Source organism: Janibacter melonis (assembly GCF_020567375.1).
GTDB classification, from domain to species: Bacteria; Actinomycetota; Actinomycetes; order Actinomycetales; family Dermatophilaceae; genus Marihabitans; species Marihabitans melonis.
Genome location: NZ_JAJBZM010000003.1, coordinates 207436 through 231326, shown reverse-complemented (window position 1 = coordinate 231326; position 23891 = coordinate 207436). Strand labels below are relative to the sequence as shown.

The 23891-nt window shown below is 74.1% G+C and carries 23 protein-coding genes; 9 read left to right on the top strand and 14 right to left on the bottom strand.

Features of this window, described 5'->3' with window-relative positions:
- Nucleotides 1-41 precede the first annotated feature (41 nt).
- Complete coding sequence (locus LIV55_RS13195; protein ID WP_229300548.1) at nucleotides 42-992, top strand: SAM-dependent methyltransferase; 951 nt, start codon at nucleotides 42-44, stop codon at nucleotides 990-992.
- A gap of 97 nt (nucleotides 993-1089) precedes the next feature.
- On the opposite strand, the gene LIV55_RS13190 is transcribed toward LIV55_RS13195, so the two are convergent.
- Entirely contained in the window at nucleotides 1090-1986 is an 897-nt protein-coding gene (locus LIV55_RS13190) for an EamA family transporter (RefSeq protein WP_123091305.1), read from the bottom strand.
- An 84-nt stretch (nucleotides 1987-2070) separates the two neighbouring features.
- Between LIV55_RS13190 and LIV55_RS13185 the strand changes: the two genes are divergently transcribed.
- Nucleotides 2071-2958 (top strand): LysR family transcriptional regulator, encoded by an 888-nt coding sequence (locus LIV55_RS13185; protein WP_229300547.1) that lies wholly within the window; start codon nucleotides 2071-2073, stop codon nucleotides 2956-2958.
- Between the two features lie 48 nt (nucleotides 2959-3006).
- On the opposite strand, the gene LIV55_RS13180 is transcribed toward LIV55_RS13185, so the two are convergent.
- On the bottom strand, nucleotides 3007-4188 hold the full coding sequence (locus LIV55_RS13180) for a cytochrome P450 (RefSeq protein ID WP_229300545.1): 1182 nt from the start codon (nucleotides 4186-4188) through the stop codon (nucleotides 3007-3009).
- A 240-nt stretch (nucleotides 4189-4428) separates the two neighbouring features.
- The gene (locus LIV55_RS13175; protein WP_229300544.1) at nucleotides 4429-5622 is read right to left on the bottom strand and encodes an SGNH/GDSL hydrolase family protein; all 1194 of its coding nucleotides are present in this window, start codon (nucleotides 5620-5622) and stop codon (nucleotides 4429-4431) included.
- An 89-nt stretch (nucleotides 5623-5711) separates the two neighbouring features.
- Here LIV55_RS13175 and LIV55_RS13170 point away from each other — a divergent pair, with 89 nt between their 5' ends.
- From LIV55_RS13170 to LIV55_RS17250, 3 genes are all read left to right on the top strand, one after another.
- Nucleotides 5712-6887, top strand: a complete 1176-nt coding sequence (locus LIV55_RS13170) for an NADH-quinone oxidoreductase subunit D (RefSeq protein ID WP_229300542.1) — start codon at nucleotides 5712-5714, stop codon at nucleotides 6885-6887.
- A 101-nt stretch (nucleotides 6888-6988) separates the two neighbouring features.
- Complete coding sequence (locus LIV55_RS13165; RefSeq protein ID WP_229300541.1) at nucleotides 6989-7897, top strand: DUF6801 domain-containing protein; 909 nt, start codon at nucleotides 6989-6991, stop codon at nucleotides 7895-7897.
- Between the two features lie 191 nt (nucleotides 7898-8088).
- Entirely contained in the window at nucleotides 8089-8853 is a 765-nt protein-coding gene (locus LIV55_RS17250; protein WP_229300539.1) for a class F sortase, read from the top strand.
- Nucleotides 8854-8867: 14 nt separating this feature from the next.
- Here the strand turns inward: LIV55_RS17250 and LIV55_RS13155 are convergent, their stop codons facing one another.
- From LIV55_RS13155 to tilS, 7 genes are all read right to left on the bottom strand, one after another.
- Nucleotides 8868-9350, bottom strand: coding sequence for a DUF3180 domain-containing protein (locus LIV55_RS13155; RefSeq protein ID WP_229300537.1), 483 nt, complete (start codon nucleotides 9348-9350; stop codon nucleotides 8868-8870).
- The gene (gene folK / locus LIV55_RS13150) at nucleotides 9347-10216 is read right to left on the bottom strand and encodes a 2-amino-4-hydroxy-6-hydroxymethyldihydropteridine diphosphokinase (protein ID WP_191564781.1); all 870 of its coding nucleotides are present in this window, start codon (nucleotides 10214-10216) and stop codon (nucleotides 9347-9349) included. The genes LIV55_RS13155 and folK overlap by 4 nt, the downstream gene beginning before the upstream one ends.
- The gene (gene folP, locus LIV55_RS13145) at nucleotides 10209-11006 is read right to left on the bottom strand and encodes a dihydropteroate synthase (RefSeq protein ID WP_123091571.1); all 798 of its coding nucleotides are present in this window, start codon (nucleotides 11004-11006) and stop codon (nucleotides 10209-10211) included. Before folP ends, folK begins: the two co-directional genes overlap by 8 nt.
- Before the next feature lie 35 nt (nucleotides 11007-11041).
- On the bottom strand, nucleotides 11042-11605 hold the full coding sequence (gene folE, locus LIV55_RS13140) for a GTP cyclohydrolase I FolE (RefSeq protein ID WP_224767024.1): 564 nt from the start codon (nucleotides 11603-11605) through the stop codon (nucleotides 11042-11044).
- Nucleotides 11606-11675: 70 nt separating this feature from the next.
- A complete protein-coding gene (gene ftsH / locus LIV55_RS13135) occupies nucleotides 11676-13811 on the bottom strand; it encodes an ATP-dependent zinc metalloprotease FtsH (RefSeq protein ID WP_123091313.1) in 2136 nt (711 codons plus the stop codon).
- A 171-nt stretch (nucleotides 13812-13982) separates the two neighbouring features.
- Nucleotides 13983-14534, bottom strand: a complete 552-nt coding sequence (gene hpt / locus LIV55_RS13130; RefSeq protein ID WP_068273010.1) for a hypoxanthine phosphoribosyltransferase — start codon at nucleotides 14532-14534, stop codon at nucleotides 13983-13985.
- A 7-nt stretch (nucleotides 14535-14541) separates the two neighbouring features.
- A complete protein-coding gene (gene tilS, locus LIV55_RS13125) occupies nucleotides 14542-15567 on the bottom strand; it encodes a tRNA lysidine(34) synthetase TilS (RefSeq protein ID WP_229300535.1) in 1026 nt (341 codons plus the stop codon).
- 36 nt (nucleotides 15568-15603) lie between these two features.
- On the opposite strand from tilS, the gene LIV55_RS13120 reads away from it, so the two are divergent.
- Nucleotides 15604-16173 carry a hypothetical protein gene (locus LIV55_RS13120; protein WP_229300533.1) on the top strand — a complete coding sequence of 190 codons (570 nt, stop codon included), beginning with the start codon at nucleotides 15604-15606 and terminating at the stop codon, nucleotides 16171-16173.
- A gap of 120 nt (nucleotides 16174-16293) precedes the next feature.
- On the opposite strand, the gene LIV55_RS13115 is transcribed toward LIV55_RS13120, so the two are convergent.
- Complete coding sequence (locus LIV55_RS13115; RefSeq protein ID WP_068273002.1) at nucleotides 16294-17337, bottom strand: Rv3626c family coenzyme F420 biosynthesis-associated protein; 1044 nt, start codon at nucleotides 17335-17337, stop codon at nucleotides 16294-16296.
- 42 nt (nucleotides 17338-17379) lie between these two features.
- Nucleotides 17380-18795, bottom strand: coding sequence for a D-alanyl-D-alanine carboxypeptidase/D-alanyl-D-alanine endopeptidase (dacB, locus tag LIV55_RS17245; RefSeq protein WP_229300531.1), 1416 nt, complete (start codon nucleotides 18793-18795; stop codon nucleotides 17380-17382).
- Between the two features lie 83 nt (nucleotides 18796-18878).
- On the opposite strand from dacB, the gene LIV55_RS13105 reads away from it, so the two are divergent.
- Complete coding sequence (locus LIV55_RS13105) at nucleotides 18879-19499, top strand: inorganic diphosphatase (RefSeq protein ID WP_285838423.1); 621 nt, start codon at nucleotides 18879-18881, stop codon at nucleotides 19497-19499.
- Between the two features lie 84 nt (nucleotides 19500-19583).
- Here the strand turns inward: LIV55_RS13105 and LIV55_RS13100 are convergent, their stop codons facing one another.
- Nucleotides 19584-20033 (bottom strand): SRPBCC family protein, encoded by a 450-nt coding sequence (locus LIV55_RS13100; protein WP_229300529.1) that lies wholly within the window; start codon nucleotides 20031-20033, stop codon nucleotides 19584-19586.
- A 46-nt stretch (nucleotides 20034-20079) separates the two neighbouring features.
- Here LIV55_RS13100 and LIV55_RS13095 point away from each other — a divergent pair, with 46 nt between their 5' ends.
- Both LIV55_RS13095 and LIV55_RS13090 read left to right on the top strand, forming a co-directional pair.
- The gene (locus LIV55_RS13095; protein WP_229300528.1) at nucleotides 20080-21006 is read left to right on the top strand and encodes an alpha/beta fold hydrolase; all 927 of its coding nucleotides are present in this window, start codon (nucleotides 20080-20082) and stop codon (nucleotides 21004-21006) included.
- Nucleotides 21007-21049: 43 nt separating this feature from the next.
- Nucleotides 21050-22555, top strand: coding sequence for a fatty acyl-CoA synthetase (locus LIV55_RS13090; RefSeq protein ID WP_229300526.1), 1506 nt, complete (start codon nucleotides 21050-21052; stop codon nucleotides 22553-22555).
- Between the two features lie 94 nt (nucleotides 22556-22649).
- Here the strand turns inward: LIV55_RS13090 and LIV55_RS13085 are convergent, their stop codons facing one another.
- Nucleotides 22650-23864, bottom strand: a complete 1215-nt coding sequence (locus LIV55_RS13085; protein ID WP_229300524.1) for an MFS transporter — start codon at nucleotides 23862-23864, stop codon at nucleotides 22650-22652.
- Nucleotides 23865-23891: the final 27 nt, after the last annotated feature.

The window sequence follows — 23891 nt, the reverse complement described above, 5'->3', positions numbered from 1 at the left end:
GGCAGACGGTACCCGCCGGGCCGGGCCTAGGCTGATCGCGCATGAGCACCTGGGCCCGCGCGTGGCACGACGCGCTGTACGGCGAGGACGGCTTCTACCGCCGCGCGGAGGGACCGTCCGGGCACTTCGAGACCGCGACCCACGGGCCGGTGGGGCGAGCCCTCGCGACGACCTTGCTCGGCCTGGCGCGTGACGCCGGCGCGCACGCGGTCGTCGACGTCGGCGCCGGCCGCGGCGAGCTGCTGCACGCCCTGCGCGAGGCGGGCCACGAGGGACCGCTCGTCGGGGTCGACGTCGTCGAGCGCCCGGCAGGCCTCGACCCGTCATCGGGGTGGGTCCGCTCCCCCGGTGGCGCCGCGCTGCCGAGCGCCCGTCACGTCGAGGAGTCCCTGGGGGCACCCCTCGACGGCGCACTGGTCGTCGCGCACGAGTGGCTCGACGTCGTGCCGTGCGTCGTCGCCCAGGTCGACGACGAGGGCCGCCTGCGCGAGGTGCACGTCGGTCCCGACGGCGCCGAGACCCTCGGCGAGGACGTCGGGGCGCACGACCTCGCCTGGGCGCAGCGGTGGTGGCCGGCCCGCGAGCCCGGTCAGCGCGTCGAGGTCGGACGAGCCCGTGACGACGCCTGGTCGGGGATGCTCGACGCCTGGCGGCCCCGAGCGGCGGTCGCCGTCGACTACGGCCACGTCCGCACCCAGCGCCCCGAGTCGGGCACCCTCTCGGGGTACCGCGACGGCGCGGTGACCGCTCCGACGCCGGACGGCTCCTGCGACGTCACCGCTCACGTGGCCGTCGACTCCCTGCGCCATGACGAGCTCGTCATGGGCGCCGACGCCGTGCGCCGGTGGGGGCCCTCGGCCGCCTCGCCGGAGCACGACATGGCGCGGCGGGACCCCGTCGGCTACCTCGACGCGCTCGCCCGGGCCAGCGCCGCCGGAGCCCTGCTCGGCCCGCCCTACGGCGACTTCTGGTGGGTCGTCGCGCGGGGCTGACTCCCCCTTCGCCCCCAAGCGACGAGCTGCTGCAGGCAGCACCTCGTCGCCCGTGCCGCACCTCGTGCTGCTGCCCGCGCGGCGAGGTGCTGCTGGCTCAGGCCCCGGTCGAGGCGGGCGGCAGCTCGCGGGCGCCGTAGCGCTCCGCCCCGATGCCCGCGGCGACGACGCACGCGACCCCGACGACGGCGAGCGGGTGCGGCACCTGGTGCAGCACGACGAGCCCGATGACAACCGCGATGGCCGGCTCGACGCTCATGAGGGTGCCGAAGGCTGCCGTCGTCAGGCGACGCAGGGCGAGCATCTCGAGCGCGAAGGGGACGACCGGCACGAGGAGCGCCAGGCCGATCCCCACGACGGCGAGCTGCCAGGTGAGATGCTCGACCGTCGACGGCGCGGCGACGAGCGTCGAGACGAGCCCGGCGACGGGGAGCGCGATCGCCAGCCCGGTCACCCCGCCGACGAGGTCGCCGACCCGCTGGCTGAGGATGATGTAGGCCGCCCAGCAGCAGGCCGCGGCGAGCGCGAGGCCGACCCCGACGAGGTCGACGTCGCCGGCCCACGGCCGGGTGAGCAGCAGGACGCCGAGAGCGGCGACGAGTGCCCAGGCCCGGGCCGGTCCCCGACCCCGCACGACGGCCACGCCGAGCGGGCCGAGGAACTCCAGCGCGCTCGCCGTGCCCATCGGCAGCCGGGTGAGCGCCGCCATGAAGAGCATGGTGATGCCGGCGATGACCACCCCGAAGGTGATGCACGCGCGCCACGCCTCGCCGCTCAGGCCGCGCAGCCGCGGGCGCAGGACGAGGAGCATGATCGGGCCGGCCCACACGAGACGCAGCCAGGCCGCGCCGAGGGCCCCCACGTCGTGGGAGAGGTCGACGGCCAGGGCGACGCCGACCTGGACGCTGAGCATCGCGGCGAGCGCCATGAGCGCGCCCTGGCGGGACGAGGTCGCCGGCGTGGCGGGAGCCGGACGGGTCGCGGTGTCGGTCATGACTCGAAGTGAAGCGCGCACCGACCGTCCGCGTCCACGTGAGATGGCTGGACATGTCGTTCGCCGATCCGTGACGATCAGGTGATGGACCTGCGCCGGCTCGAGCTGCTCGTCGATCTCTCCCGCCTGGGCTCGATGCGCGCGGTCGCGCATGAGCACGCGACGACGACGTCGACCGTCTCGCAGCAGCTCGCCGCCCTCGCCCGCGACGTCGACGCGACGCTGCTCGAGCCCGACGGCCGGCGCGTGCGCCTCACGCCCGCAGGGCGCCGTCTCGCCGAGCGCGCGGTGCGCATCCTCGCCGAGGTCGAGTCGGCCCGCAGCGAGCTCGACCCGCACGCCGAGCCGACGGGCACGGTCCGGGTCGGCGGCTTCGGGTCGGCCCTGCGCCGCACGGCCCTGCCCGCCGTCGAGGCGCTGCGCGAGAGCGCACCGGGCCTGCGCTTCGAGCTCACGGAGTGCGAGCCGCCCGAGGCCTACGAGCTGCTGCTCCACGACGACCTAGACCTCGCGCTCACCTACCACTACCAGGTGGCCCCCGCGAGCGTGCCGACCCGGCTCGTCACCCACCCGCTGTGGCAGGCGCGGTGGGGCGTCGCCGTGCCCGCCGCGGACGCGCACCTCGGTCTGGCCGGTCTCGGCGACCGGGCGTGGATCACCAACTCGCGCAACACCGCCGACGAGATCGCCGTCCGCTTCCTCGGCGGGCTCGCCGGGATCGCCCCGCGCGTCACCCATCGCATGGACAGCCTCGACCTCGTGTGCGACCTCGTGCGCGACGGCCACGGCGTCGGGCTGGTCCCGCAGTGGTACCCGCTGCCTGCCGGCGTCGCCCTCGTCACCCTCGACCCCCCGGTGGAGATGACCGCGTACGCCGTGCACCAGGAGGGCCGGGACGTGTGGCTCCCCCTTCGCACCCTCCTCGACGCCGTCGGTGCCCCCGCACGAGCTGCTGCACGCAGCACCTCGTAGCGCCGGCAGCACCTCGTGCTGCGGCCGGGCCGACGAGGTGCTGCCAGGTCAGGCGTCGGCGAGGACGAGGCGCTCGAAGCCCCGCAGCACGAAGGTCGGGCGACGCACCGCCTCGACGACCTCGAGGCGTGGGTGGCGCCGCAGCAGCGCGCGCACCGACTGCTGCAGCTCCAGACGCGCGAGCGGCGCCCCGATGCAGAAGTGGATCCCGAGCCCGAAGGCGAGGTGCGAGTTGGGGTCGCGTCGCGGGTCGAAGCGGTCGGGCTCGGCGAAGACCGCCGGGTCGCGGTTGGCCGCGCCGAGCAGCACGTGCACGCGCTCCCCCTCGGCCACCGGCCGGCCGTCGACCTCGAGATCGGCGGTGGCCGTGCGCTCGAAGAGATGAAGCGGGCTGTCGTGCCGCAATAGCTCCTCGACGAGCAGGGCGAGAGCGGCGTCGTCCTCGACGTCGACGGCGGGCGAGCCCGCGGTGATCCACGAGTGGATGCCGTTGCTCAGCCCGTTGACGCTCGCCTCGTGGCCGGCGTTGAGCAGGAGCACGACGGTCGCGACGAGCTCGTGCCGGCTCAGCGCGTCACCGGCGTCGCGCGCCTGGACGAGATCGGTGAGCAGGTCCTCACCGGGGTGGCGGGCCCGGTGCGCGGCGAGCTCGTCGACGTACGCGGCGAAGTCCGAGGACGCCCGCAGGGCCTCCGCGCGCGCCTGCTCGCCCGGGTCGACCTCGTACATCGCGACGATGGCCTGGCTCCACGGGCGCAGCAGGTGGCGGTCGGCGTGCGGCCAGTCGAGCAGCTCGGCGATGACCGTCACGGGCAGCGGCTCGGCGACGGCCTCGACGAGGTCGAAGGGGCCCGGGCCGGCCGCGTCGACGAGCTCCTCGGCGATCGCCCGGATCCGCGGCTCGAGCCGGGCGACGTGCCCCCGCCCGAAGGCCCCGGCGACGAGGCGGCGCAGCCGCGTGTGCTTCGGCGGCTCGCTGTCGAGGATCGAGTCGGCGTGCAGCCAGTTGAAGGTCGCCCAGTCCTGCGCCGGCTCGCGGTCGCGGTAGACCCGACCCAGCCGGCGGTCGCGCAGCGCCGCGCTGACCTGCGCGTGGCCGCTCGCGACGTGAGCCTGCAGCCCCTCGTGCCAGACGAAGGGGTCGTGCGCCCGCAGCGCCGCGAGGTGCGGGTAGGGGTCGCGCAGGACCTCGGGGTCGGAGAGGTCGAGGAGCTCGCTCGGCGTCGCCATGGGGGGAGCCTGCCACGGCCCCCGCCGCCGCTCGCGACGACCCTCACGACCGGGCGAAGGGGTACCGCCGAGGTATGGAGATCGGCCGGCACCCACCCCTTCGTGGCGACGGATTGCCATAACTCGGCGAGGGGGCCCGGCGAAGGGGGGCTGCCGAGGTATGGAGATCGGCCGGCGCCCACCCCTTCGTGGCGACGGATCGCCATACCTCGGCGAGGGGGCCCGGCGAAGGGGGGCCGCTCAGCGCGTCGTCGACGGCACCGGCAGCACCGGGCCGGGCGGGGTGAGCACGCGGGTGAGGGTCTCGGCGATGATCACCTGACCGGCCCGTCCGGGGTGCAGGGCGTCGAGGTAGACCCCCCGCGGGGCACCGACGACCGGGGGCATCGCGGCGCCGGCGTCGACGTAGGCCACCCCGTCCTCCTCGGACATCGAGCGCAGCGCCTCGCGGTACCCCGACCACGAGCGGTCGAAGAAGGCCGGCGGCGGCGCGTGCCACGAGACGAGCAGGACCGGCCCCTCGTAGCCCATCCGCCGCGAGGTCGCGACGATCGTGCGCAGGCTCTCGCGCAGCTCGTCGGGCGTCTGGCCCGCGCGGGCGTCGTTGAAGCCGAGAGGGACGACGAGCAGGTCGGGGTTCATCGACAGCGAGTCGCGGATGTACTCGACACGCTCGCTCACCGAGCGGGCGGAGATCCCCGAGTGCGACGCGTCGACGACGTGCACGCACCGGTCGCGGTCCCCGCGGAAGGGCGTGAGGTCGGTGACCGTGACGGTGCGGTCCGTGCTGAGGTTGCGCACGGTCCACGTGCGCTCGTCGAGGTCCTGGCTCTGCGAGTGCCAGACCCGGCGCTCGTCGACCGGGTCCTGGGTGACGACCCGGCGCCCCGCGAGGGTCTCCTGGCCGTCCGCGGTGATCTCGAGGTCGCCACCCGCCGGCCCGGTCCGGTAGCCGACGGCCACCTCGCTCGCGCTCACCCGCCACGAGACCGTGGCGCCCGGCCCGAGGACCAGCGCGCGCCCGCCGGGGCCGACGGTGCCGATCTCGCGGACCTGCCCCGTCGTGCGGGCGTCGGGCAGGGTCGGCGCGGCGTACCACGCGGGCACGAGCGAGGTCGTGCCGTGGAAGCCGCTGGGCCCGGTCGGGCAGTCGCTCGTCGCGCCCTGCCCGCGCAGCGCGTCCTGGAGCCGCGAGACCCAGCGCACGGAGAGGTCCTCGCCGAGCCCGTAGCCCTCGCTCACGGAGTCGCCCATGACGACGACGGTGGCCGGCGCCTGGTCTGCGTCGACGAGCGCGGTGTACCAGGGCTGCAGGACGGCGGCGTGGGCGACGGCCGCGCCCTCGCGACGCTCCGGCGGGCCGGGGGCGGCGACGACGAGGGCCAGCCCGACGGCCGCGAGAGCCCCGGCGAGCAGGGCGCGGGCCGAGCTCACCGGGCCGCGGCGGGCCGGAGGTCCATGCCCCGACGATAACCAGGCGCCGCTCCTCGCGGCCCGCCGGCACCGGTGGCATGCTCGGCTGCATGCCCACCCCGCCGACCACCGAGCCTCGTGAGGTCACCCTCGGCGTCGGGTCTGCCGTGCACAGCACCGACATGGTGCTCAACATCGGTCCGCAGCACCCGGCGACCCACGGCGTGCTGCGCCTGCGCGTCGTGCTCGACGGCGAGCGGCTCCTGCACGCCGACCCGGTCGTCGGGTACATGCACCGCGGCGCGGAGAAGCTCTTCGAGGTCCGCGACTACCGCCAGATCACCGTGCTCGCCAACCGTCACGACTGGCTCTCCGCCTTCGGCAACGAGCTCGGCGTCGTCATGGGCGTCGAGGCGATGCTCGGCATGGAGGTGCCCGAGCGCGCGGTGTGGGCACGGACCCTGCTCGCCGAGCTCAACCGCGTGCTCAACCACCTGATGTTCCTCGGCTCCTACCCCCTCGAGCTCGGCGCGATCACCCCGATCTTCTACGCCTTCACCGAGCGCGAGGAGATCCAGGCCGTCATGGAGGAGATCTCCGGCGGGCGCATGCACTACATGTTCAACCGCGTCGGCGGTCTCAAGGAGGACCTCCCGGCCGGCTGGCTCGACCGCGTCGACGCGGCCGTCGCCGCCGTGCGCGGCCGGATGCCGCAGCTCGAGGGGCTCCTCGTCGGCAACGAGATCCTCCAGGCCCGCACGAAGGGGGTCGGCGTCCTCTCCCCCGAGCTCGCCTGCGCGTACGGCGTCTCCGGACCCATCGCCCGGGCGAGCGGCGTCGACCTCGACCTGCGTCGCGACGCCCCGTACCTCGCCTACGGCGAGCTCTTCGCGCCCGGAGGTCCCGGCCGGGTCGTCACGCGCACCGACGGCGACTGCCTCGCCCGCCTCGAGGTGCTGCTCGAGCAGACCCACGTGAGCCTCGACCTCGCCCAGGCGTGCGCCGAGCGCCTGCGCGAGCTCCCCGCGGGGCCGGTCAACCAGCGCCTGCCCAAGGTGCTCAAGGTGCCCGAGGGCGAGCGGTACACCGCGACCGAGAACCCCCTGGGCATCAACGGCTACCACCTCGTCAGCCGCGGCGAGAAGACCCCGTGGCGGCTCAAGCTGCGCTCGGCGTCCTTCAACAACGTCCAGGTGCTCTCGCAGCTGCTGCCCGGAGAGCTCGTCGGCGACCTCGTCGCGATCCTCGGGTCGATGTTCTTCGTCGTCGGTGACGTCGACAAGTAGCGGACCGACCTCCTTCCGCCCTGGATGGTGCAGCCGGTAGGTTGTGCCCGACCGAGGGGGACGAGCAGGCGTCCGCTCGACTTCGCAGGGGAGCTCATCGCATGGCACGTCGCCACGTCCGCACGTCCGCCGGGGCCGCGGCCCTCGCCGGCATCGGCATCGCCGCCGTCGGCCTGGCCGCTCCGGCGCAGGCCGTCACCGTCACCCAGGACTACGAGTGCACCTACGAGGTGCTCAACCTGGGGCAGATCGCCGGCGACCCGGACGTGAGCGTCAGCTACACCGTCGACCTGCCGACGAGCGTCGAGGAGGGCGAGCAGATCACCTCCGACGTCACCGCGGTCGTGACGATCCCCGAGTCCCGCCGCGACTCGCTGTACTCCCTGCTCAACGTCCGCGCGGTCGACGCGCCGAGCGACCCGCTCAACGCGGCCGGCGTCTCCGTGAGCGACGGCACCGACAGCGTCGACGGCGACATCGCCTTCACCTCTCCGCTCACCGACGTGCCCGCGTCCGGCGAGCTCGTCGTCACCGCGACCGGCTCGGTCTCCGTGCCCGCCCCGAGCGCCGGCACCTACGACGTCGAGGCCACCGACCTCACCGCCTTCATCCGCGGGTACGCCGACGCCGACGGCCAGTCGTACACGACGAACGTCACCCTCCGGTGCACCAACGTCTCCGAGAGCACCTCCGTCGGCACGATCGAGGTGACCGAGGCGGACTCCGAGCCGACCCCGACGACCGACGAGCCCACCACGGACGAGCCGACGACCGACGAGCCCACGACCGACGAGCCGACGAGCGAGGACCCGGACCCGACGACGAGCTCCGACCCGACGGCGACCTCGGGCAGCCCGACGAGCGTGCAGACCCCGGCCCTGGTCCAGACCGACGCGAGCCAGGGCGGGTCCGGCCAGAGCCCGGCGCTGCTCCTCGGCGGCGGTCTGCTCGCCGCGGTCGGCGGCCTCGGCCTGGCCCTCACCCGCCGCCGGGCGTCCGCGCGGCACTGAGGGCACCCGCCCTCCTAGCGGCACTGAGGGCACCCGCCCTCCTAGCGGCACTGAGGGCACCCGCCCGAGACGAAGGGGGCGACCACCCGGACCACCGGTGGGTCGCCCCCTTCGTGCCGGTCGCCGCCCCTGCGATACTTGACCGGTCCGTCCCCGACGCGTGACCCGCGCCGACCCCAGGAGCCCGAAGCGTGGCCCGTACACCCCGCAGCCCGCAGCACGGCGAGACCCTCGCGATCCGCGTCCTCGCGAGCCTGCTCGGCGTCGGCACCCTCGGCGCGATCGCTCTCGGCGCGTGGTGGCTGACGAGCGACGACAGCGTCGCGCCGGGCACCTACGTCGCCCCGAGCGAGATCTCGACCTCGTCGAGCACGAGCGAGCCCTCCGCCACCTCGAGCCGCACGAGCCGTCGCTCGTCCTCGTCCTCGTCCGCGACGACCCCCGCGCGCCGCTCCACGTCGACGACGCCCCCGCCGGCCCCGTCGGCCACCGCCGCCCCGTCCGGAGACCCGACCCGCGTCACCGTCACCTCGGGCGGGCGCACCCTCGTCGACGCGTCGCTGCAGGCGACCTACCTCGACGCCGACGACGTCCTCGCACCCCCCTTCGGCACCGCGGGCTGGTACGCCGAGTCCGGGTGGCCCAAGCCCGGCCAGACCGGCGCGAGCATCCTCGTCGGCCACATCAACCACGGCAGCGAGCCCGACGTCTTCTGGAACCTCCCGCAGGTCAAGATCGGCGACCGCGTGACCGTCACCTACGGCAGCGGGCGCGAGGTGGCCTGGCGGATCACCCGCTCGTCGGCCGCGAGCAAGACCGAGGTGCCCCAGGACGACACGATCTGGGACCACGACAACCCGCGGCCGGTCCTGCGCCTCATCACGTGCGACCCGACGACCCCGCTGCAGGGCGGGCACTACGAGGGCAACTGGGTCGTCTGGGCCGACCCGGCCTGAGCGACGGGGCCGCCTCAGCGGCGTCCGGTCGACCCCTCGGCGGGGTCGGAGCGGTCCTCGTCGCGGATGCGGCACCAGCCCTGGGCGACGTGCCCGGCGACCGCGACGAGCGCACCGGTCAGCGCGGCGGCGCCGAGGCGCAGCGCGAGCTCGGCGTGGCTGCCGAAGCCGAGGTCGGGCAGCAGGACGAGCGCGTGCCCGAGGTAGAGCCCGCAGACGACCGCGCCGGTGAGCGCACCGGCCTGGGCCAGGCCGAGGATCCGGGCGGCCCGCAGCGGGGCGACCGCGGTGCCCTCGCGGCGGTAGCGACGCATCGGCCAGGCGACGACGAGGAGCGCGAGGGCCATGACCACCAGGAGCGCGGCGGCCAGCCACGGCGTCTGGACGACCCGCTCCCCCGACGCGACCCACCAGCGGCTGAGCAACCACGACACGACGGTGGTGACGAGACCGGTGACGAGCGTCGTGCGCCAGCGCAGGCCCTCGATCATCATCATCGGCCGTCCACCGCCCGCACACCGGTCGTGTCGAGAGCGGTGACGAGCTCGGCGACGGCACGGACCTCGCCGTCGACGCGCAGCCGGGCATCGGGGTCGGCGTCGAGCCACGGCACGAGGACGAAGGCCCGCTCGTGCGCGCGGGGGTGCGGCACGGTGAGGACCGGGGCGTCGAGGCGGGCCTCGTCGGCCCCGCCGGTCGTGCCGTAGGCGACGAGGTCGAGGTCGAGCGTGCGAGGCCCCCAGCGCACCTCACGGGTGCGGCCGTGGCCGGCCTCGATGCCGTGCAGGGCCGCCAGGAGCGCCCACGGCGTGAGCGAGGTCGTGCCGACCGCGACGGCGTTGACGTAGTCGGGCTGCTCGGGGCCCCCGACGGGGTCGGTCGCGTAGCTGCGGCTCACCGCGGTGAGGTCGACGTGCGCGCGCAGCGCGTCGACAGCGTCGTGGAGGGTCTGGGTGGAGTCGCCGAGGTTGCTGCCGAGGGCGACGACGACGGCGCTGCGCCGGGTGCGGCGCACCCGGACCCGCACGTCGCCGAAGGGGACGCCCACCGGCGCCTGCGGCTTGTGCACGACGACCTCGACGTCGCCGATCTCGGGGCGGAGCAGGACGTCGCCGGCGATGCGCTCGGCGAGCGCCTCGATGAGGTCGAGGGGCTCGCCCTCGATGCGGGCGACGACCGCTGCGGCGATCTCGGCGTAGCTCACGGTGTCGGCGAGGTCGTCGCTCGCTCCTGCGCGCGAGAGGTCGGTGCCCATGAGCACGTCGACGACGAAGTCCTGCCCGTCGCGCCGCTCGAAGTCCAGCACGCCGTGGTACCCCTTCGCCCGGACCCCGAGCAGCTCGATGACGTCACGATCAGGCACGGTGGGCCTCCAGGGCGTCGACGACGTCGAGGGCGTCGACCGAGGCGACGACGTCGTGCACGCGGACGGCCCACACGCCGGTGCGGGCGGCGAGGGCCGTCGTCACGGCGGTCGCCGTGTCGCGCTCGACGGGCGGGCGCTCGGCGCCGGCGGCGCGGCCGACCTTGCCGAGGAAGCCCTTGCGCGAGGTGCCGAGGAGCACCGGGCGGCCGAGCGCGACGACGCGCTCGAGGCCGGCGAGGAGCTCCCAGTTGTGCTCGGCGGTCTTCGCGAAGCCGATGCCGGGGTCGAGGACGAGCTGGTGCTCGCCGAGACCGGCCGCGAGGAGGACCTCGACGCGCTGCTCGAGCTCGGTGCACACCTCGCCGACGACGTCGTCGTAGCTCGCCGCCGCGTACATGTCGGTCGAGTGGCCCCGCCAGTGCATGACGACGAAGGGGATGTCGCTCCCGGCGACGACGGAGGCGATCTCGGGCTCGGCGAGCCCGCCGCTCACGTCGTTGATGACCGCGGCACCGGCCTCGACCGCAGCAGCCGCGACCCGCGTGCGCATGGTGTCGACCGAGACCGCGACGCCCTCGTCGGCGAGGCGGCGCACGACGGGCACGACGCGGCGCACCTCCTCGTCCTCGTCCGGGCGGTGCGCGCCCGGACGGGTGGACTCACCGCCCACGTCGACGAGCGTCGCGCCCTGCGCGACGAGCTCGAGCCCGTGCGCGACCGCGGCGTCCTCGTCGTACCACCGTCCCCCGTCGCTGAAGGAGTCCGGGGTGACGTTGACGATCCCCATGATCGCGGGGCGCTCGCCTCGCTGCAGGAGCACGGTCAGCGAGCCCCCATGAGCAGGGACATCGCCTCTGCACGGGTCGCGGGGTCGCGCAGCTGGCCGCGCACCGCCGAGGTGAGGGTGCGCGCACCCGGCTTGCGCACGCCGCGCATCGACATGCACAGGTGCTCGGCCTCGACGACGACGATGACGCCGGTGACGTCGAGGCACTCGACGAGCGCGTCGGCGACCTGCGAGGTGAGGCGCTCCTGCACCTGGGGGCGGCGCGCGTAGACGTCGACGAGCCGGGCGAGCTTGGACAGCCCGGTCACCTGGCCGCTGCGCCCGGGGACGTACCCGACGTGGGCGACCCCGTGGAAGGGCACGAGGTGGTGCTCGCACGTCGAGTACAGCGGGATGTCACGGACCATGACGAGCTCGTCGTGGTCGATGTCGAAGGTCGTCGCGAGGATCTCGGCCGGGTCCTGGTGCAGCCCGGCGAAGGTCTCCGCGTAGGCCCGGGCGACCCGCGCGGGGGTCTCGAGGAGCCCCTCGCGGTCGGGGTCCTCCCCAACCGCGATGAGGATCTCGCGCACCGCGGCCTCGATCCGCGGCAGGTCCATCGCCGCGGCGACCGGGCCGGTGCCCGCCCCGGCCTCGAGGGCCTCGGCCTCGTGCTGGCTCATCGTCACCTCAGTGACGGCCGTCGGGGTCGACCTGGCCGCCGTCGGGCACCTCGCGGACCTCGGCCGCCGGGTGCTCCTCCGGGTAGGGGGTAGCCCCCTCCTCCGCCGCCTTGTCGATGGCGGCCGCCGTGCCCGGGTCGCCCGGCTGGGCGCCGACACCGGCCGGCGGGGCGCCGGTCGGGCTCGGGGCCGGTGCCGAGCCGTTCGAGCGGGCCGCGAGTGCGGCCTCCTCGGCGGGCGTGAGGACCGGGGGCTTGTCGGAGATCGTGCGGTTCTCCGCGGAGAGCCACGTGGGGCGGCGCGGGCGCTTGCGCACGTCGGCGAAGACCGCCGCGATCTCCTTCGGGCCGAGCGACTCGTGCTCGAGCAGCTCGAGGACGAGACGGTCGAGGACGTCGCGGTTGTCGTTGATCGCGTGCCAGGCCTCGTCGTGGGCGGCCTCGATGAAGCGGCGCACCTCGTCGTCGACGACGCTCGCGATCTCCTCCGAGTAGTCGCGCTGGTGACCCATGTCGCGGCCGAGGAAGACCTCGCCCTGGCTCTGGCCGAGCTTGACCGCACCGATGCGCTCGCTCATGCCGAACTCCGTGACCATCTTGCGGGCCATCGCGGTGGCCTTCTCGATGTCGTTGGCCGCGCCGGTCGTCGGGTCGTGGAAGATGATCTCCTCCGCGACGCGGCCGCCGAGCGCGTAGGCGAGCTGGTCGAGGATCTCGTTGCGTGACGTCGAGTACTTGTCGTCGGTCGGCAGCACCATCGTGTAGCCGAGCGCGCGACCGCGGGGCAGGATCGTCACCTTCGCGACGGGGTCGGTGTGGTTCATCGCCGCGGCGACGAGCGCGTGACCGCCCTCGTGGTACGCGGTGACCTTGCGCTCCTGGGCGCTCATGATCCGGGTGCGCTTCTGCGGACCGGCGATGACGCGGTCGATCGCCTCGTCGAGGACGTGGTCGTCGATGAACTGACCGCCCCCTCGGGCGGTGAGCAGCGCCGCCTCGTTGAGCACGTTGGCCAGGTCGGCGCCGGTCATGCCGGGGGTGCGACGGGCGACGGCGAGCAGGTCGACGTCGGGGGCCATGGGCTTGCCGGCCGAGTGCACCTCGAGGATGCGGTGGCGGCCGATCATGTCGGGGTTCTCGACCCCGATCTGGCGGTCGAAGCGGCCCGGTCGCAGCAACGCCGGGTCGAGGATGTCGGGGCGGTTGGTCGCCGCGATGAGGATGACGTTGGTCTTGACGTCGAAGCCGTCCATCTCGACGAGCAGCTGGTTGAGCGTCTGCTCGCGCTCGTCGTGACCGCCGCCGAGACCCGCACCGCGGTGGCGACCCACGGCGTCGATCTCGTCGACGAAGACGATGGCGGGCGCGTTGGTCTTGGCCTGCTCGAAGAGGTCGCGCACGCGCGAGGCACCGACACCGACGAACATCTCGACGAAGTCCGAGCCGGAGATCGAGTAGAAGGGCACGCCCGCCTCGCCGGCGACGGCGCGCGCGAGGAGGGTCTTGCCGGTACCGGGCTGGCCGTAGAGCAGCACGCCCTTGGGGATCTTCGCGCCGACCGCGAGGAACTTGCTCGGCTCCTTGAGGAACTCGACGATCTCGTGCAGCTCCTCGACGGCCTCGTCGGCACCGGCGACGTCGGAGAAGGTGACCTTCGGCGCCTCCTTGCTCGCGAGCTTGGCCTTGGACTTGCCGAACTGCATGACGCGGTTGCCGCCCTGGGCCTGGCTCATCATGAACCAGAAGAGGCCGACGAGCAGGAGCAGCGGGAGCAGCGAGAAGAGCAGCGAGCCCCAGATGCTCGGCTCCTCGATCGTGTCGTTGATCGTGCCCGGGACCTTCTCGTCGACGAGGGTCACCATGTGCTCGGCACGCGCCTCGACGAACTCCGTCTCGACCTGCTTGGCGTCCGTGACCGCGTCGCCGTCGGAGTAGGTCTGCCCGTCCTTGAGGTCGAGCTGGAGGGTGTTGTCGCTCGTGAAGTGCGCCTCCTGCACCTTGCCGTCGTCGATGAGCTTCTCGGCGGCGGAGGTGTCGATGCGGGCGTAGTCACCCCCGCTGCCCAGCTGGAAGACGAGCATGAAGATGACGAGCAGTGCGAGCGCCCAGAAGAGCGGGGCGCGGAAGAGCTTCTTGGCGTTCATGCGGCTTCGGGTCTGCCCGATCTTCCTGGTCGACGACGGCCGCCCCTCGGGCGGCAGGATCAAGAGACGAAACTACCCGACCACGAGGTCAGGATCCGTCCCACCTCCAGGGCCAACGCGCGGGCCGACGGGGGTGTTCCCCACCCCCTCGCCGTCCCCCTTCGCCGGAGGTCAGCTGTAGACGTGCGGCGCGAGGGTGGCGACCTCGCGCAGGCCGCGGTAGCCCTCGGCGTAGTCGAGGCCGTAGCCGACGACGAACTCGTTGGGGATGTCGAAGCCGACCCAGCGGGTCTCGACCTCGACCTTCGCGGCGTCGGGCTTGCGCAGCAGCGTGAGGACCTCGACCGACGCGGGCGAGCGCGAGAGGAGGTTGGTGCGGATCCACGACAGCGTCAGGCCCGAGTCGATGATGTCCTCGACGATGAGCACGTGCTTGCCGGTGATGTCGGCGTCGAGGTCCTTGAGGATCCGCACGACGCCCGAGGACTTCGTGCCGGAGCCGTAGGAGCTCACCGCCATCCAGTCCATCGGCGCGGAGCCGGGCAGGTGGCGCATGAAGTCGGCCATGACCATGACCGCCCCCTTGAGCACCCCGACGAGGAGGAGGTCCTCGCCCTCGTAGTGCTCCCAGACCTCCTGGGCCAGCTCGGCCAGGCGCTCCTGGATCTGCTCCTCGGTGCACAGCACCCGTACGAGATCGGCCTCGATGCTCTTGGCGTCCACGGGGCTATCAGACCAGACCTGCACCGGTGATGGACAGCCGGGCCTGCCGACCGGTGCCCAGCCGGGTGACCTCGACCCCCGGCAGGTGCAGCGGGCCACGACCGCGCGGAGCGGTGACGAGGGCGTCGACCGCGGCCAGATGAGCGGCGGAGAGGTCGCCCGGGCGGGCGCCACCGGCGAGCAGGAGCCGGCGCAGGACGCGGGTGCGCAGAGCCGTCGGCAGGGCGGCGAGGTCGGCGGTGCGCGGCTCGGCGACGGCGGCGAAGGGGGCGGACGCCTCGTCGGCGAGGGCGTCGAGGTGGTCGGCGTCGGCGCGCAGGAGGTCGGCGGTGCGGGCGAGCGCCTCGGGCAGACCGGGCCCGAGGTCCTCGGCGAGGGTCGCGAGGACCGCTCGCGCCCGGGAGCGGGCGAAGGCGGGGTCGACGTTCGTCGGGTCGTGCCAGGGGTCGAGGCCGGCGGCGGCGCACGCCGCGCGGGTCGTCGCCCGGTCGACCTGAAGGAGCGGGCGGGCGAAGGGGACGCCCCCTCGCGTCGTCGTCGCGGGCATGCCGGCGAGGGAGCGGGCGCCGGAGCCGCGCAGGAGTCCCAGGAGGACCTGCTCGGCCTGGTCGTCGCGGGTGTGGCCGAGCAGCACGAGGGCGGCGTCGAGGTCGCCGGCCGCGGCGGCGAGCGCGGCGTAGCGGGCCTCGCGGGCGTCGGCCTCGGGGCCGGCGCCGGTGCTCGCGACGCGGACCCGGCGCACGTCGACGACCTCGTGGGCGCGACCGTCGGGGGTGCGCATCGCCCGGCACTGCTCGGCGGCACGCGCGGCGACCTCGGCCGACCCGGGCTGCAGGTCGTGGTCGACGACGACGACTCCGGTGCGGGCGGGTCCCCCTTCGTGCAGGAGGGCATGGGCGAGGGCGAGGGAGTCCGCTCCCCCGCTGACGGCCGCGAGGACGAGGGTGTTCGGGGCTTCGGTAGCGTCGTGCCCGGCCACGCAGGTGCGCACCGCACGTCGGAGCGCTGCCTGCGCCGGATGTCCTGCTGCCACCGCCCCATGATGACCCGTCACAGTGAAGGCCTGCCGATGCGCGTCCGTCCCCCCTTCGTCCTCGTCCTCGCCGCTCTCGCCCTCGCGGGCTGCGGCACGGACGACCCGGCCCCCGCCGCGACGGGCTCGTCGAGCAGCAGCTCGACGACCTCGGCGTCGAGCAGCTCGTCCCCCGCGGCCGACGAGGACCACGAGGGCGAGGAGGGCCACGAGCACGAGGGCGAGGACGGCCACGAGCACGAGGGCGAGGACGGCCACGAGCACGAGGGCGAGGAGGGCCACGAGCACGAGGGCGAGGACGGCCACGAGCACGAGGCCGACGACCACCTCGACGTCGCGTGCGAGGCGGAGCTGTCGCAGATGCAGGGCGAGGAGGGCTCGGGGCAGGTGCTGTCGGCCTCGGTGGAGCCCGATCTCACCTGCGCGCAGGCGGTGCCCGTGGTGACCGCGATCAACGCGCTGCACCCCGTCGGCGAGGCCCCCGCGACGCTCACGGCGCAGGGCTTCGAGTGCGAGGTCGAGCAGGACGACCCCGACGGGATGCAGGTCGAGGTCTTCCGCTGCACCGACGACCGCGGTGTCGTCGTCTGGGCCCGCACCGCCTGATCCCGCCGCCTCAGCTTTCCCGCCCAGGGCGGGAAAGCTCGACCTCGGGAAAGAAATGTTCCTTCCCGAGGTCGCATGTTCCCGCCCTGGGCGGGAAAGTGGAGACAGGGGCGAAGGGGGTCAGCCGTGGACGCGGCGGACCCAGGCCCCGGGGTCGGTGATCTCGGCGGCGCGCGGGAGGGTGTCGGGCGAGGTCCAGATCGCGTTGAAGCCCTCGACGCCGACGCGCTCCTGCACCCCCCGCACGAAGGCTGCGCCGTCGCGGTACTGGCGCATCTTGGCCTCGAGCCCGAGCAGCCGGCGCAGGACGCGGTCCACCGACCCGGCGCCCTGCCGGCGCACGTCGAACTTGCGGCGGATCTCCTCGACGCTCGGCACGTGCTCCGGGCCCACGTCGTCCATGACGACGTCGGCATGCCCCTCGAGCAAGGACATCACCGCGGTGAGCTCGGCCATCTCGGCCCGCTGCTCCGGGGTGGCGAAGACGTCGGTCAGCCCCGCGCCGTCCCCGCGGAAGGCACGCGGCAGCTCCTTGGCGAGCTGCTCCAGGCGGGTGCGCACCGAGTCGACGTCGGGCACCATGTCGCTCGCCAGCGCCTGAGCACGCTGGACGACGTGGTCGCGCAGCCACGGCACGGCCGTGAACTGCACCCGGTGGGTCTCCTCGTGCAGGCACACCCAGAAGCGGAAGTCGGTCGGGTCGACGCCGAGCTCGCGCTCGGTGTGGACGAGGTTCGGGGCGACGAGCAGCAGCGACGGGGTGCCGCCCGGCGCGAGGTCGTACTGGCCGAGGACCTTCGTGCTGAGGAAGGCGAGCAGCCCGCCCGCCTCGGCACCGGTGACCTTGCTGCCGATCGCCTGCGCGACCGGGCCCGGCGCCTGCTTCTGCCGGGCGCTGATCCGGGCGACGACGGGGTCGAGCATCGCCGACATGGAGTCCGCGTTGACCGCGATCCACGTGGGGCGGTCGACGACGACGGGCGGCGGGGCGTCACCGGGCGCGCGCAGCCGGGATGTCTCGGCCACCGGCTCGACCGCCCGGGCGGCCAGCGAGCGGATCTGCTCGACGATCTCGACGGCCTCGGCCGCGGAGACGTCGGGCCCGGAGGGCGCGAGGCGGGCCCCCGTGCTCGTCGCGAAGCTCCAGTCGACGTACTGGGTCATCAGTGGCCCTTCCGTGGTGGGGACGTGGCGGTGCCGCGTCGGTCAGCGGCACCCGCACGTCGTGAGGGTGCCGACGATCTCGTCCAACACCGCGCGGGCCCCGAGAGTTCCCGTCGTGCTCGGCACCTGGTCGGCGAGCAGGACGTAGGTGAGCACGCGGCCGTCGGCGGTCGTCGTCGTCCCGGCGAGACCGGACACCCCGGTGAGGGTGCCGGTCTTGGCCCGCGCGACGCCGACGGCGGGCACGGCCTCGGGCTCGGTGAAGCGCTCGTGCAGCGTGCCGGTGAAGCCGGCGACGGGCAGGCCGAGGAGCACGCCGCGCAGGCTCTTCGCGCTGCCGGTGATGCCCAGCTGCATGACCTCGCTGATCGTGTCGGCCGGCACCCGCTGACCGCGGCTCAGCCCGGAGGCGTCGAGCAGCCGCGTGCCGGACATGTCGACGCCGGCGTCGGTGAGGGTCGAGCGCACCCACCGCGCGACGTCCTTCGCGTCACCGCTGCGCGCGCCGTCGGCGAGCGCCGCCTGACGGGTGAGGTTCTCGGTGAGGGCGTTGTCGCTGCTCGACAGCGCCTCGGCGAGCACCTCGCCGAGCGGCGCCGACTCGACCGAGCCGAGCTCCGTGGCGCCCTCGGGCGCGGCCGTGCGCCAGGTCGACGCGCTGTCGTCGACGCGCACGTCGAGACCGGCGCGCGTCAGCTCGGCGCGCAGCGCGGAGAGGGCGGAGCGCTCGGGGTAACGGGGCGAGGGCTGGTAGGGCTCGGGGCGCTCCCCCGCCAGGCCGATCATCGTCACGGCCTGGGTGAAGCCGTTCGTCACGTCGGTCGGGTCCCACGTCGAGGGGACGCGAGGTCCGGCCGCGTAGGTCGCGTCGAGGCGAAGGGTGAGCCGCTCCCCCTTCGCCTCCGGGCCGAGCGAGCGGGCGACCTGACGGGCGAGGTCGCGCATGCCGGCGCGGCCCTCGACCGCGGTCGGGTCGCCCGCCCCCTTCGCGATCATCGTGTCGCCCCCGGCGACGAGGACGACCTCGTCGGCCGAGGCGCCGGTGACGACGCGGGTCGTCATCGTGCTCGACAGGTCGCTCGTCTCCGCGACGGCGGCGCCGGCGAGGATCTTCTGCGTCGAGGCGGGCACCATCGGCGCGCTGCCCCGGTGGTCGTAGAGCACCTCGCCGGTGAGCGCGTCCCGGACGACGACGCCGGCGCGGCGGCCCAGCCAGGCGTCCTCCACGAGGGGGTCGAGCTCGCGGGCGAGTGTGCCCGCCGACGGGCGGGGGGCCTTCGTCGAGGCGGCAGGGGCGACCGCGCCCACCGGGCCGGGCTGCGGGCCGGGGGTGATCTGGGCCACGTCGGCGGCCACGTCACGGGTGAGCACACCGGGCACGACGTCGGCCACATCGGCTGCGCCGTAGGCGATCGCGCCGACGACGACGACGCCGGCGGCCGCAGCGAGTCGGCGCACGTTGACTCCCCCTGGTGCCGGAGCGGTCGGTGATGGTGGAAACTGATCCCCGAGCCTAGGTCATCCACGTGAAGGGGCAGTTCATGGAGTTCGACGTCACCATCGAGATCCCGAAGGGTCATCGCAACAAGTACGAGGTCGACCACGAGACGGGTCGCATCCGTCTCGACCGCCTCCTCTTCACCGCGATGTCGTACCCGAGCGACTACGGGTACATCGAGGACAGCCTCGGCGAGGACGGCGACCCGCTCGACGCGCTCGTGCTCCTCGACGAGCCCACGTGGCCCGGCTGCCTCGTGCGCGCGCGGCCGATCGGCATGTTCCACATGCGAGACGAGGCCGGCGGCGACGACAAGATCCTGTGCATCCCCGCGGGCGACCCGCGCAAGGACCACATCAAGGAGCTCGAGGACATCTCCGAGTTCGACCGCCTCGAGATCCAGCACTTCTTCGAGACCTACAAGGACCTCGAGCCCGGCAAGTCCGTCGAGGGCGCCCACTGGGCCGGCCGCGTCGAGGCCGAGGCGACGATCGACGAGGCCATCCAGCGCGCGACCGACGCCGGCATGAGCACCGCGCGCTGGAAGGCGCCCTTCAGCGCCGCCGCCCAGAGCGTCGCCCGCTCCGAGGAGGACCACGCGGTCGCCTCGCAGCGCGCGCGCGAGGAGCTCGCGACGAAGGACAAGCCGCTCTCCGACGACTGAGACGTCCGCCGCGGGCCACCGCGGGACGACGAAGGGGTGCCGACCAGCTGGTCGGCACCCCTTCGCGCGTCGGTCGGCAGGTCGTCAGGCGGCGAGGTACTCGCCCAGCCCCCGCGCCCCGCCGCGCATCATCGCATCGTGGTTGGCCCGGATGACGCGGACCCCGAGGACGGGGACCGCGGCGACGAGCTTGAAGAAGGGGTGCGCGATCGAGACCTCTTGCGTGTACGCCACGCGGCACCCGCCGGGGACGGCGGCCACGTGCCACTGGCTCCACCCCCGCAGGTCGCCCTGCACCCGCACGCGCAGCAGCCCGATCTCGGGCAGCTCGGCCTCGCGGGTGATCGTCATGCGCAGGCTGATCGGGATGCTCGAGCACACCCGCAGCTGGCCGTGCTCGGCGTCGACGCGCTCGATCTCCTTGATCTGGGGCCACCACCGCATGTACGAGTCGACGTCCGCGAGCACGCGCAGGACCTCGTCGGCGGGGTGCTCCATCTCCCAGGCGTCGGTGAAGGCCAGGCGGGAGATCATGAGGGCAAGGGTGCCTCACGCGAGGGCCGATCTGTACGTTGAGCGGGTGCGCTACTTCTCCCGTGACGGGCTGACCTTCGACCTCGACGACTCGGCCGGCGACGACGCCGGTGCCGTGACCGACGGCCAGGAGGTCGTCGTCCTGCTCCACGGCTGGCCGCAGGACCGTCGCGCCTGGCGGGGCATCACGCCGGCGCTCGCCGACGCCGGCCTGCGCGTCCTCGCCCCTGACCTGCGGGGATACTCCCCCGGCGCCCGTCCTCCTCGGGCCGCCGACTACGTCATCGGCGAGTCCGTGGCCGACGTCATCGCCCTCGCCGACGCCGTGGGCGCGCAACGCGTGCACGTCGTCGGTCACGACTGGGGCGGCGCGCTCGCGTGGACCGTCGCGTCGCGACACCCCGACCGCGTGGCCAGCCTCACGGTGCTCTCGACGCCGCACCCGACCGCGATGGCGTGGGCCTTCAAGCACGGCGACCAGGCTCGGCGCAGCGCCTACATGGCCTTCTTCGCGCTGCCCGTCGTGCCGGCTGCTCTCTTCCGCCGGCTCACCCGGCCCTTCCTCGTGCGCACCGGCCTCCCGGAGGACCTCGCGCAGCAGTACGCCGACCGGATGGCCCAGCCTGGCGCGGCGCAGGCGAGCCTCAACTGGTACCGCGCCGCGCTGCCCCTCAAGCACATGGTCGCCGAGCGGGTCCGCGGGTCGAAGAGCCCGGCTCGCCCCGAGCGCGTGCGCACCGCGGCCGACGTCGTCCCCACGACCTTCGTGTGGGGCTCGCGCGACGCCGCGCTCGGGCGGGCCGCGGCAGAGCGCACCGGCGTCGTCGTGCGCCGGGCCGCGGAGAAGGCCGGCGTCGACCCCGGCGCGGCGTACCGCTTCGTCGAGGTGAGCGCCGGGCACTGGCTGCCCGAGAAGCGGCCGCAGGAGGTCACCGAGGCGATCCTGTCGCGGGTGCGCTCGGTCTCGTCCTGACGAGCCCTTGTCAGGCCCTGCCCGATCGAGCACCCTTCGGGCCATGAGCCTCATGCGCAGCAGCACGATCGACGGTGTCGTCCGACGCAGCGCCCGCGCCTTCGGCGACCGGGTGGCCCTCGTCTTCGGCGAGCGGGAGTGGACCTACCGCGAGCTCGAGGAGGCGACGAGCCGGGCGGCCGCGGCGCTGCTCGCGCAGGGCCTGACGAAGGGGGATCGCGTCGCCGCCTTCGGGCGCAACAGCGACGCGTACCTGCTCGGCTTCCTCGCGTGCGCCCGCGCCGGGCTCGTCCACGTGCCGCTCAACTACAACCTCACCGGCTACGAGCTCGAGTACCTCGTGACGCAGTCCGGCAGCTCGCTCGTCCTCGCCGACCCCGACCTCGTGCCCCGGCTCGACGGCCTCGAGGCGCCGGTGCCCTCGCTCCCCCTTCGCGACGCCGAGGGCTCGCTGCTCGACGCGGCCCGCTCCGGCGAGGTGCCGGAGGTCGACGTCGAGGTCGCCGACGACGACCTCGCCCAGCTGCTCTACACCTCGGGCACGACGTCGCGGCCCAAGGGCGCGATGATGACGCACCGCTCCCTCGTCGCCGAGTACCTCAGCTGCGTCGTCGCGCTCGACCTCGCGCCGGACGACGAGCCGCTGCACGTCATGCCGCTCTACCACTCGGCGCAGATGCACGTCTTCCTCCTGCCGTGGCTCGCGGTCGGCGCCCGGAGCACGCTGCTCGAGGTGCCCGACCCCGGCGAGATCCTCGCGCGCATCGAGCGCGACGGGCACCGGGCCTTCTTCGCCGCCCCGACGCTGTGGGTGGCGATGACGAACCACGCCGACTTCGCCGGGCGCGACCTGGCCTCGCTGCGCAAGGCCTACTACGGCGCGTCGATCATGCCCGGCCCGGTCGTCGAGCGGCTCCAGGCGAAGATGCCCGACCTCGGCCTGTACAACTGCTTCGGTCAGTCCGAGATGGGACCGCTGTGCACCGTGCTGCGGCCCGAGGAGCACACCGAGCGACCGGACTCGGCGGGGCGCCCGGTGCTGCTCACCGAGATGCGCGTCGTCGACGGCGAGGGGCGCGACGTGGCGCCGGGCGAGATGGGCGAGGTCGTCTACCGCTCCCCCCAGCTGTGCCTGGGCTACTGGGACAAGCCGCAGGAGACGGCAGAGGCCTTCGTCGACGGGTGGTTCCACTCCGGCGACCTCGTGCGAGTCGACGAGCAGGGGTACATCACCGTCGTCGACCGGATCAAGGACGTCATCAACTCCGGCGGCGTCCTCATCGCCTCGCGCGAGGTCGAGGACGCGCTCTTCAGCCACCCCGCCGTCGCCGAGGCCGCCGTCATCGGCACCCCGGACGAGCGCTGGGTCGAGGCGGTGACCGCGGTCGTCGTGCTGCAGGACGAGGTGAGCACCGCCGACCTGCTCGAGCACGCCCGCACGAGGCTCGCGGGCTTCAAGGTGCCGAAGTCCGTGCACGTCGTCGACGCGCTGCCGAAGAACACCTCCGGCAAGATCCTCAAGCGTCAGCTGCGCGACGAGCTGGCCTGACCGAGGCTACCCGGCAGCAACGGGACTCCCGGGTCGTCGCCCGGCATATACGGGGGCAGCGCCTCCACGGGTCCCGTCGGTGCCGGCGGCCGCATCAGATCCGGACCTGAGCCCGCCGCTGGCCGTGCGCCACGGCGGCGGCGACGAGGCCGGCGGCGACCGGGACGAGCAGCCCGGCCCGCAGGCTGGTGAGGTCGGCCACGGACCCGATGGCCGGGGAGGTGACGAGGAAGCCGATCCGCATGAGCCACCCGAGGACGGCGATGCCGGTGCCCTCCGGCAGCCCCGGGACCCGTCCCGCGGCGGCGAAGGCTGCCGGCACGAGGGTCGCGCTGCCGAACCCGGCGACCGCGAAGCCGCCGAGCGCGACGACGTACGTCGGGGCGAGGACGACGAGCAACGAGCCCGACGCCACGAGCAGACCGCCTGCGCGAGCCACGGCGATGCGGCCCCACCGGTCGGTCATCGGGTCTCCGAGGACGCGGCCGACGAACTGCGCGCCGAGGGCGGCGCTCAGCCCGAGCCCGGCGACCGCGGTCGGCGCGGCGACGACGTCACCGAGGTAGAGGACGGCCCAGTTGTTCGCGACGTCCTCGACGAGGGTGCCGCAGATGGCGAGCACGACGAAGGGGACGAGCAGGCGCCAGGCGTGCCGACGCACCGAGGAGGACCGGCCCGCCGCGGCATCGGCATCGGGGGCGGCCTCTGCAGCGCGCAGCTGCGAGCGCACGTGCTCCGGCACCACCGCGAGACGGCACGCGACGAGCGCCACGACCACCCAGACGGCCCCGTTGACCACCATCTGCGTCGAGATCGAGACCCCGGCGGCAGCCGCCGTCGCGCCGACGAGACCACCGGTCGTGGCTCCGACCGACCACAGGGCGTGGAAGGAGTTCATCGCCGACCGACCACGCCACTGCTCGACGAGGACCCCCTGGACGTTCTGGGCCGCGTCGACGAGGGCGTCGACCGCGCCCGCGAGGAGCAGCATGGCGGCGAAGGACCACACCGAGCCGCTCGCCGCCGCGATCGCCAGTGCGACGGCGAGGAGCACCGAGCCGACCGCGTTCGTGCGCAGGACGCCGAGCCGGCGGATGACCCGCCCTCCGAGACCGGCGGCGACGAGCGCCCCCATGGGGAAGGCGACGACGAACAGCCCGAACTGGCTGTTGGTGAGGTCGAACGCCGCCTTGATCTCCGGGTATCGGGGCAGGAGGGCGCTGAAGAGCACGCCGTTGGTGAGGAACATCAGCGAGACGCCGGTACGGGCACGCGCCGGCGAGGCGGGACGGAGCAGGAGGCTGGGCACGGCGGTGACCGTAGGTGCTTGGATGAT

Excerpts from the sequence above, each read along its gene's own strand:
- ftsH (WP_123091313.1), bottom strand. The coding sequence starts at position 13,811 with ATGAACGCCAAGAAGCTCTTCCGCGCCCCGCTCTTCTGGGCGCTCGCA.
- LIV55_RS13105 (WP_285838423.1), top strand. The coding sequence starts at position 18,879 with ATGGAGTTCGACGTCACCATCGAGATCCCGAAGGGTCATCGCAACAAG.
- LIV55_RS13170 (WP_229300542.1), top strand. The coding sequence starts at position 5,712 with ATGCCCACCCCGCCGACCACCGAGCCTCGTGAGGTCACCCTCGGCGTC.
- LIV55_RS13195 (WP_229300548.1), top strand. The coding sequence starts at position 42 with ATGAGCACCTGGGCCCGCGCGTGGCACGACGCGCTGTACGGCGAGGAC.
- LIV55_RS13120 (WP_229300533.1), top strand. The coding sequence starts at position 15,604 with ATGCGCGTCCGTCCCCCCTTCGTCCTCGTCCTCGCCGCTCTCGCCCTC.
- LIV55_RS13185 (WP_229300547.1), top strand. The coding sequence starts at position 2,071 with ATGGACCTGCGCCGGCTCGAGCTGCTCGTCGATCTCTCCCGCCTGGGC.
- LIV55_RS13165 (WP_229300541.1), top strand. The coding sequence starts at position 6,989 with ATGGCACGTCGCCACGTCCGCACGTCCGCCGGGGCCGCGGCCCTCGCC.
- folE (WP_224767024.1), bottom strand. The coding sequence starts at position 11,605 with ATGGACCTGCCGCGGATCGAGGCCGCGGTGCGCGAGATCCTCATCGCG.
- LIV55_RS13100 (WP_229300529.1), bottom strand. The coding sequence starts at position 20,033 with ATGATCTCCCGCCTGGCCTTCACCGACGCCTGGGAGATGGAGCACCCC.
- LIV55_RS13180 (WP_229300545.1), bottom strand. The coding sequence starts at position 4,188 with ATGGCGACGCCGAGCGAGCTCCTCGACCTCTCCGACCCCGAGGTCCTG.
- folP (WP_123091571.1), bottom strand. The coding sequence starts at position 11,006 with ATGGGGATCGTCAACGTCACCCCGGACTCCTTCAGCGACGGGGGACGG.
- LIV55_RS13190 (WP_123091305.1), bottom strand. The coding sequence starts at position 1,986 with ATGACCGACACCGCGACCCGTCCGGCTCCCGCCACGCCGGCGACCTCG.
- LIV55_RS13090 (WP_229300526.1), top strand. The coding sequence starts at position 21,050 with ATGAGCCTCATGCGCAGCAGCACGATCGACGGTGTCGTCCGACGCAGC.
- LIV55_RS13115 (WP_068273002.1), bottom strand. The coding sequence starts at position 17,337 with ATGACCCAGTACGTCGACTGGAGCTTCGCGACGAGCACGGGGGCCCGC.
- LIV55_RS13155 (WP_229300537.1), bottom strand. The coding sequence starts at position 9,350 with ATGATGATGATCGAGGGCCTGCGCTGGCGCACGACGCTCGTCACCGGT.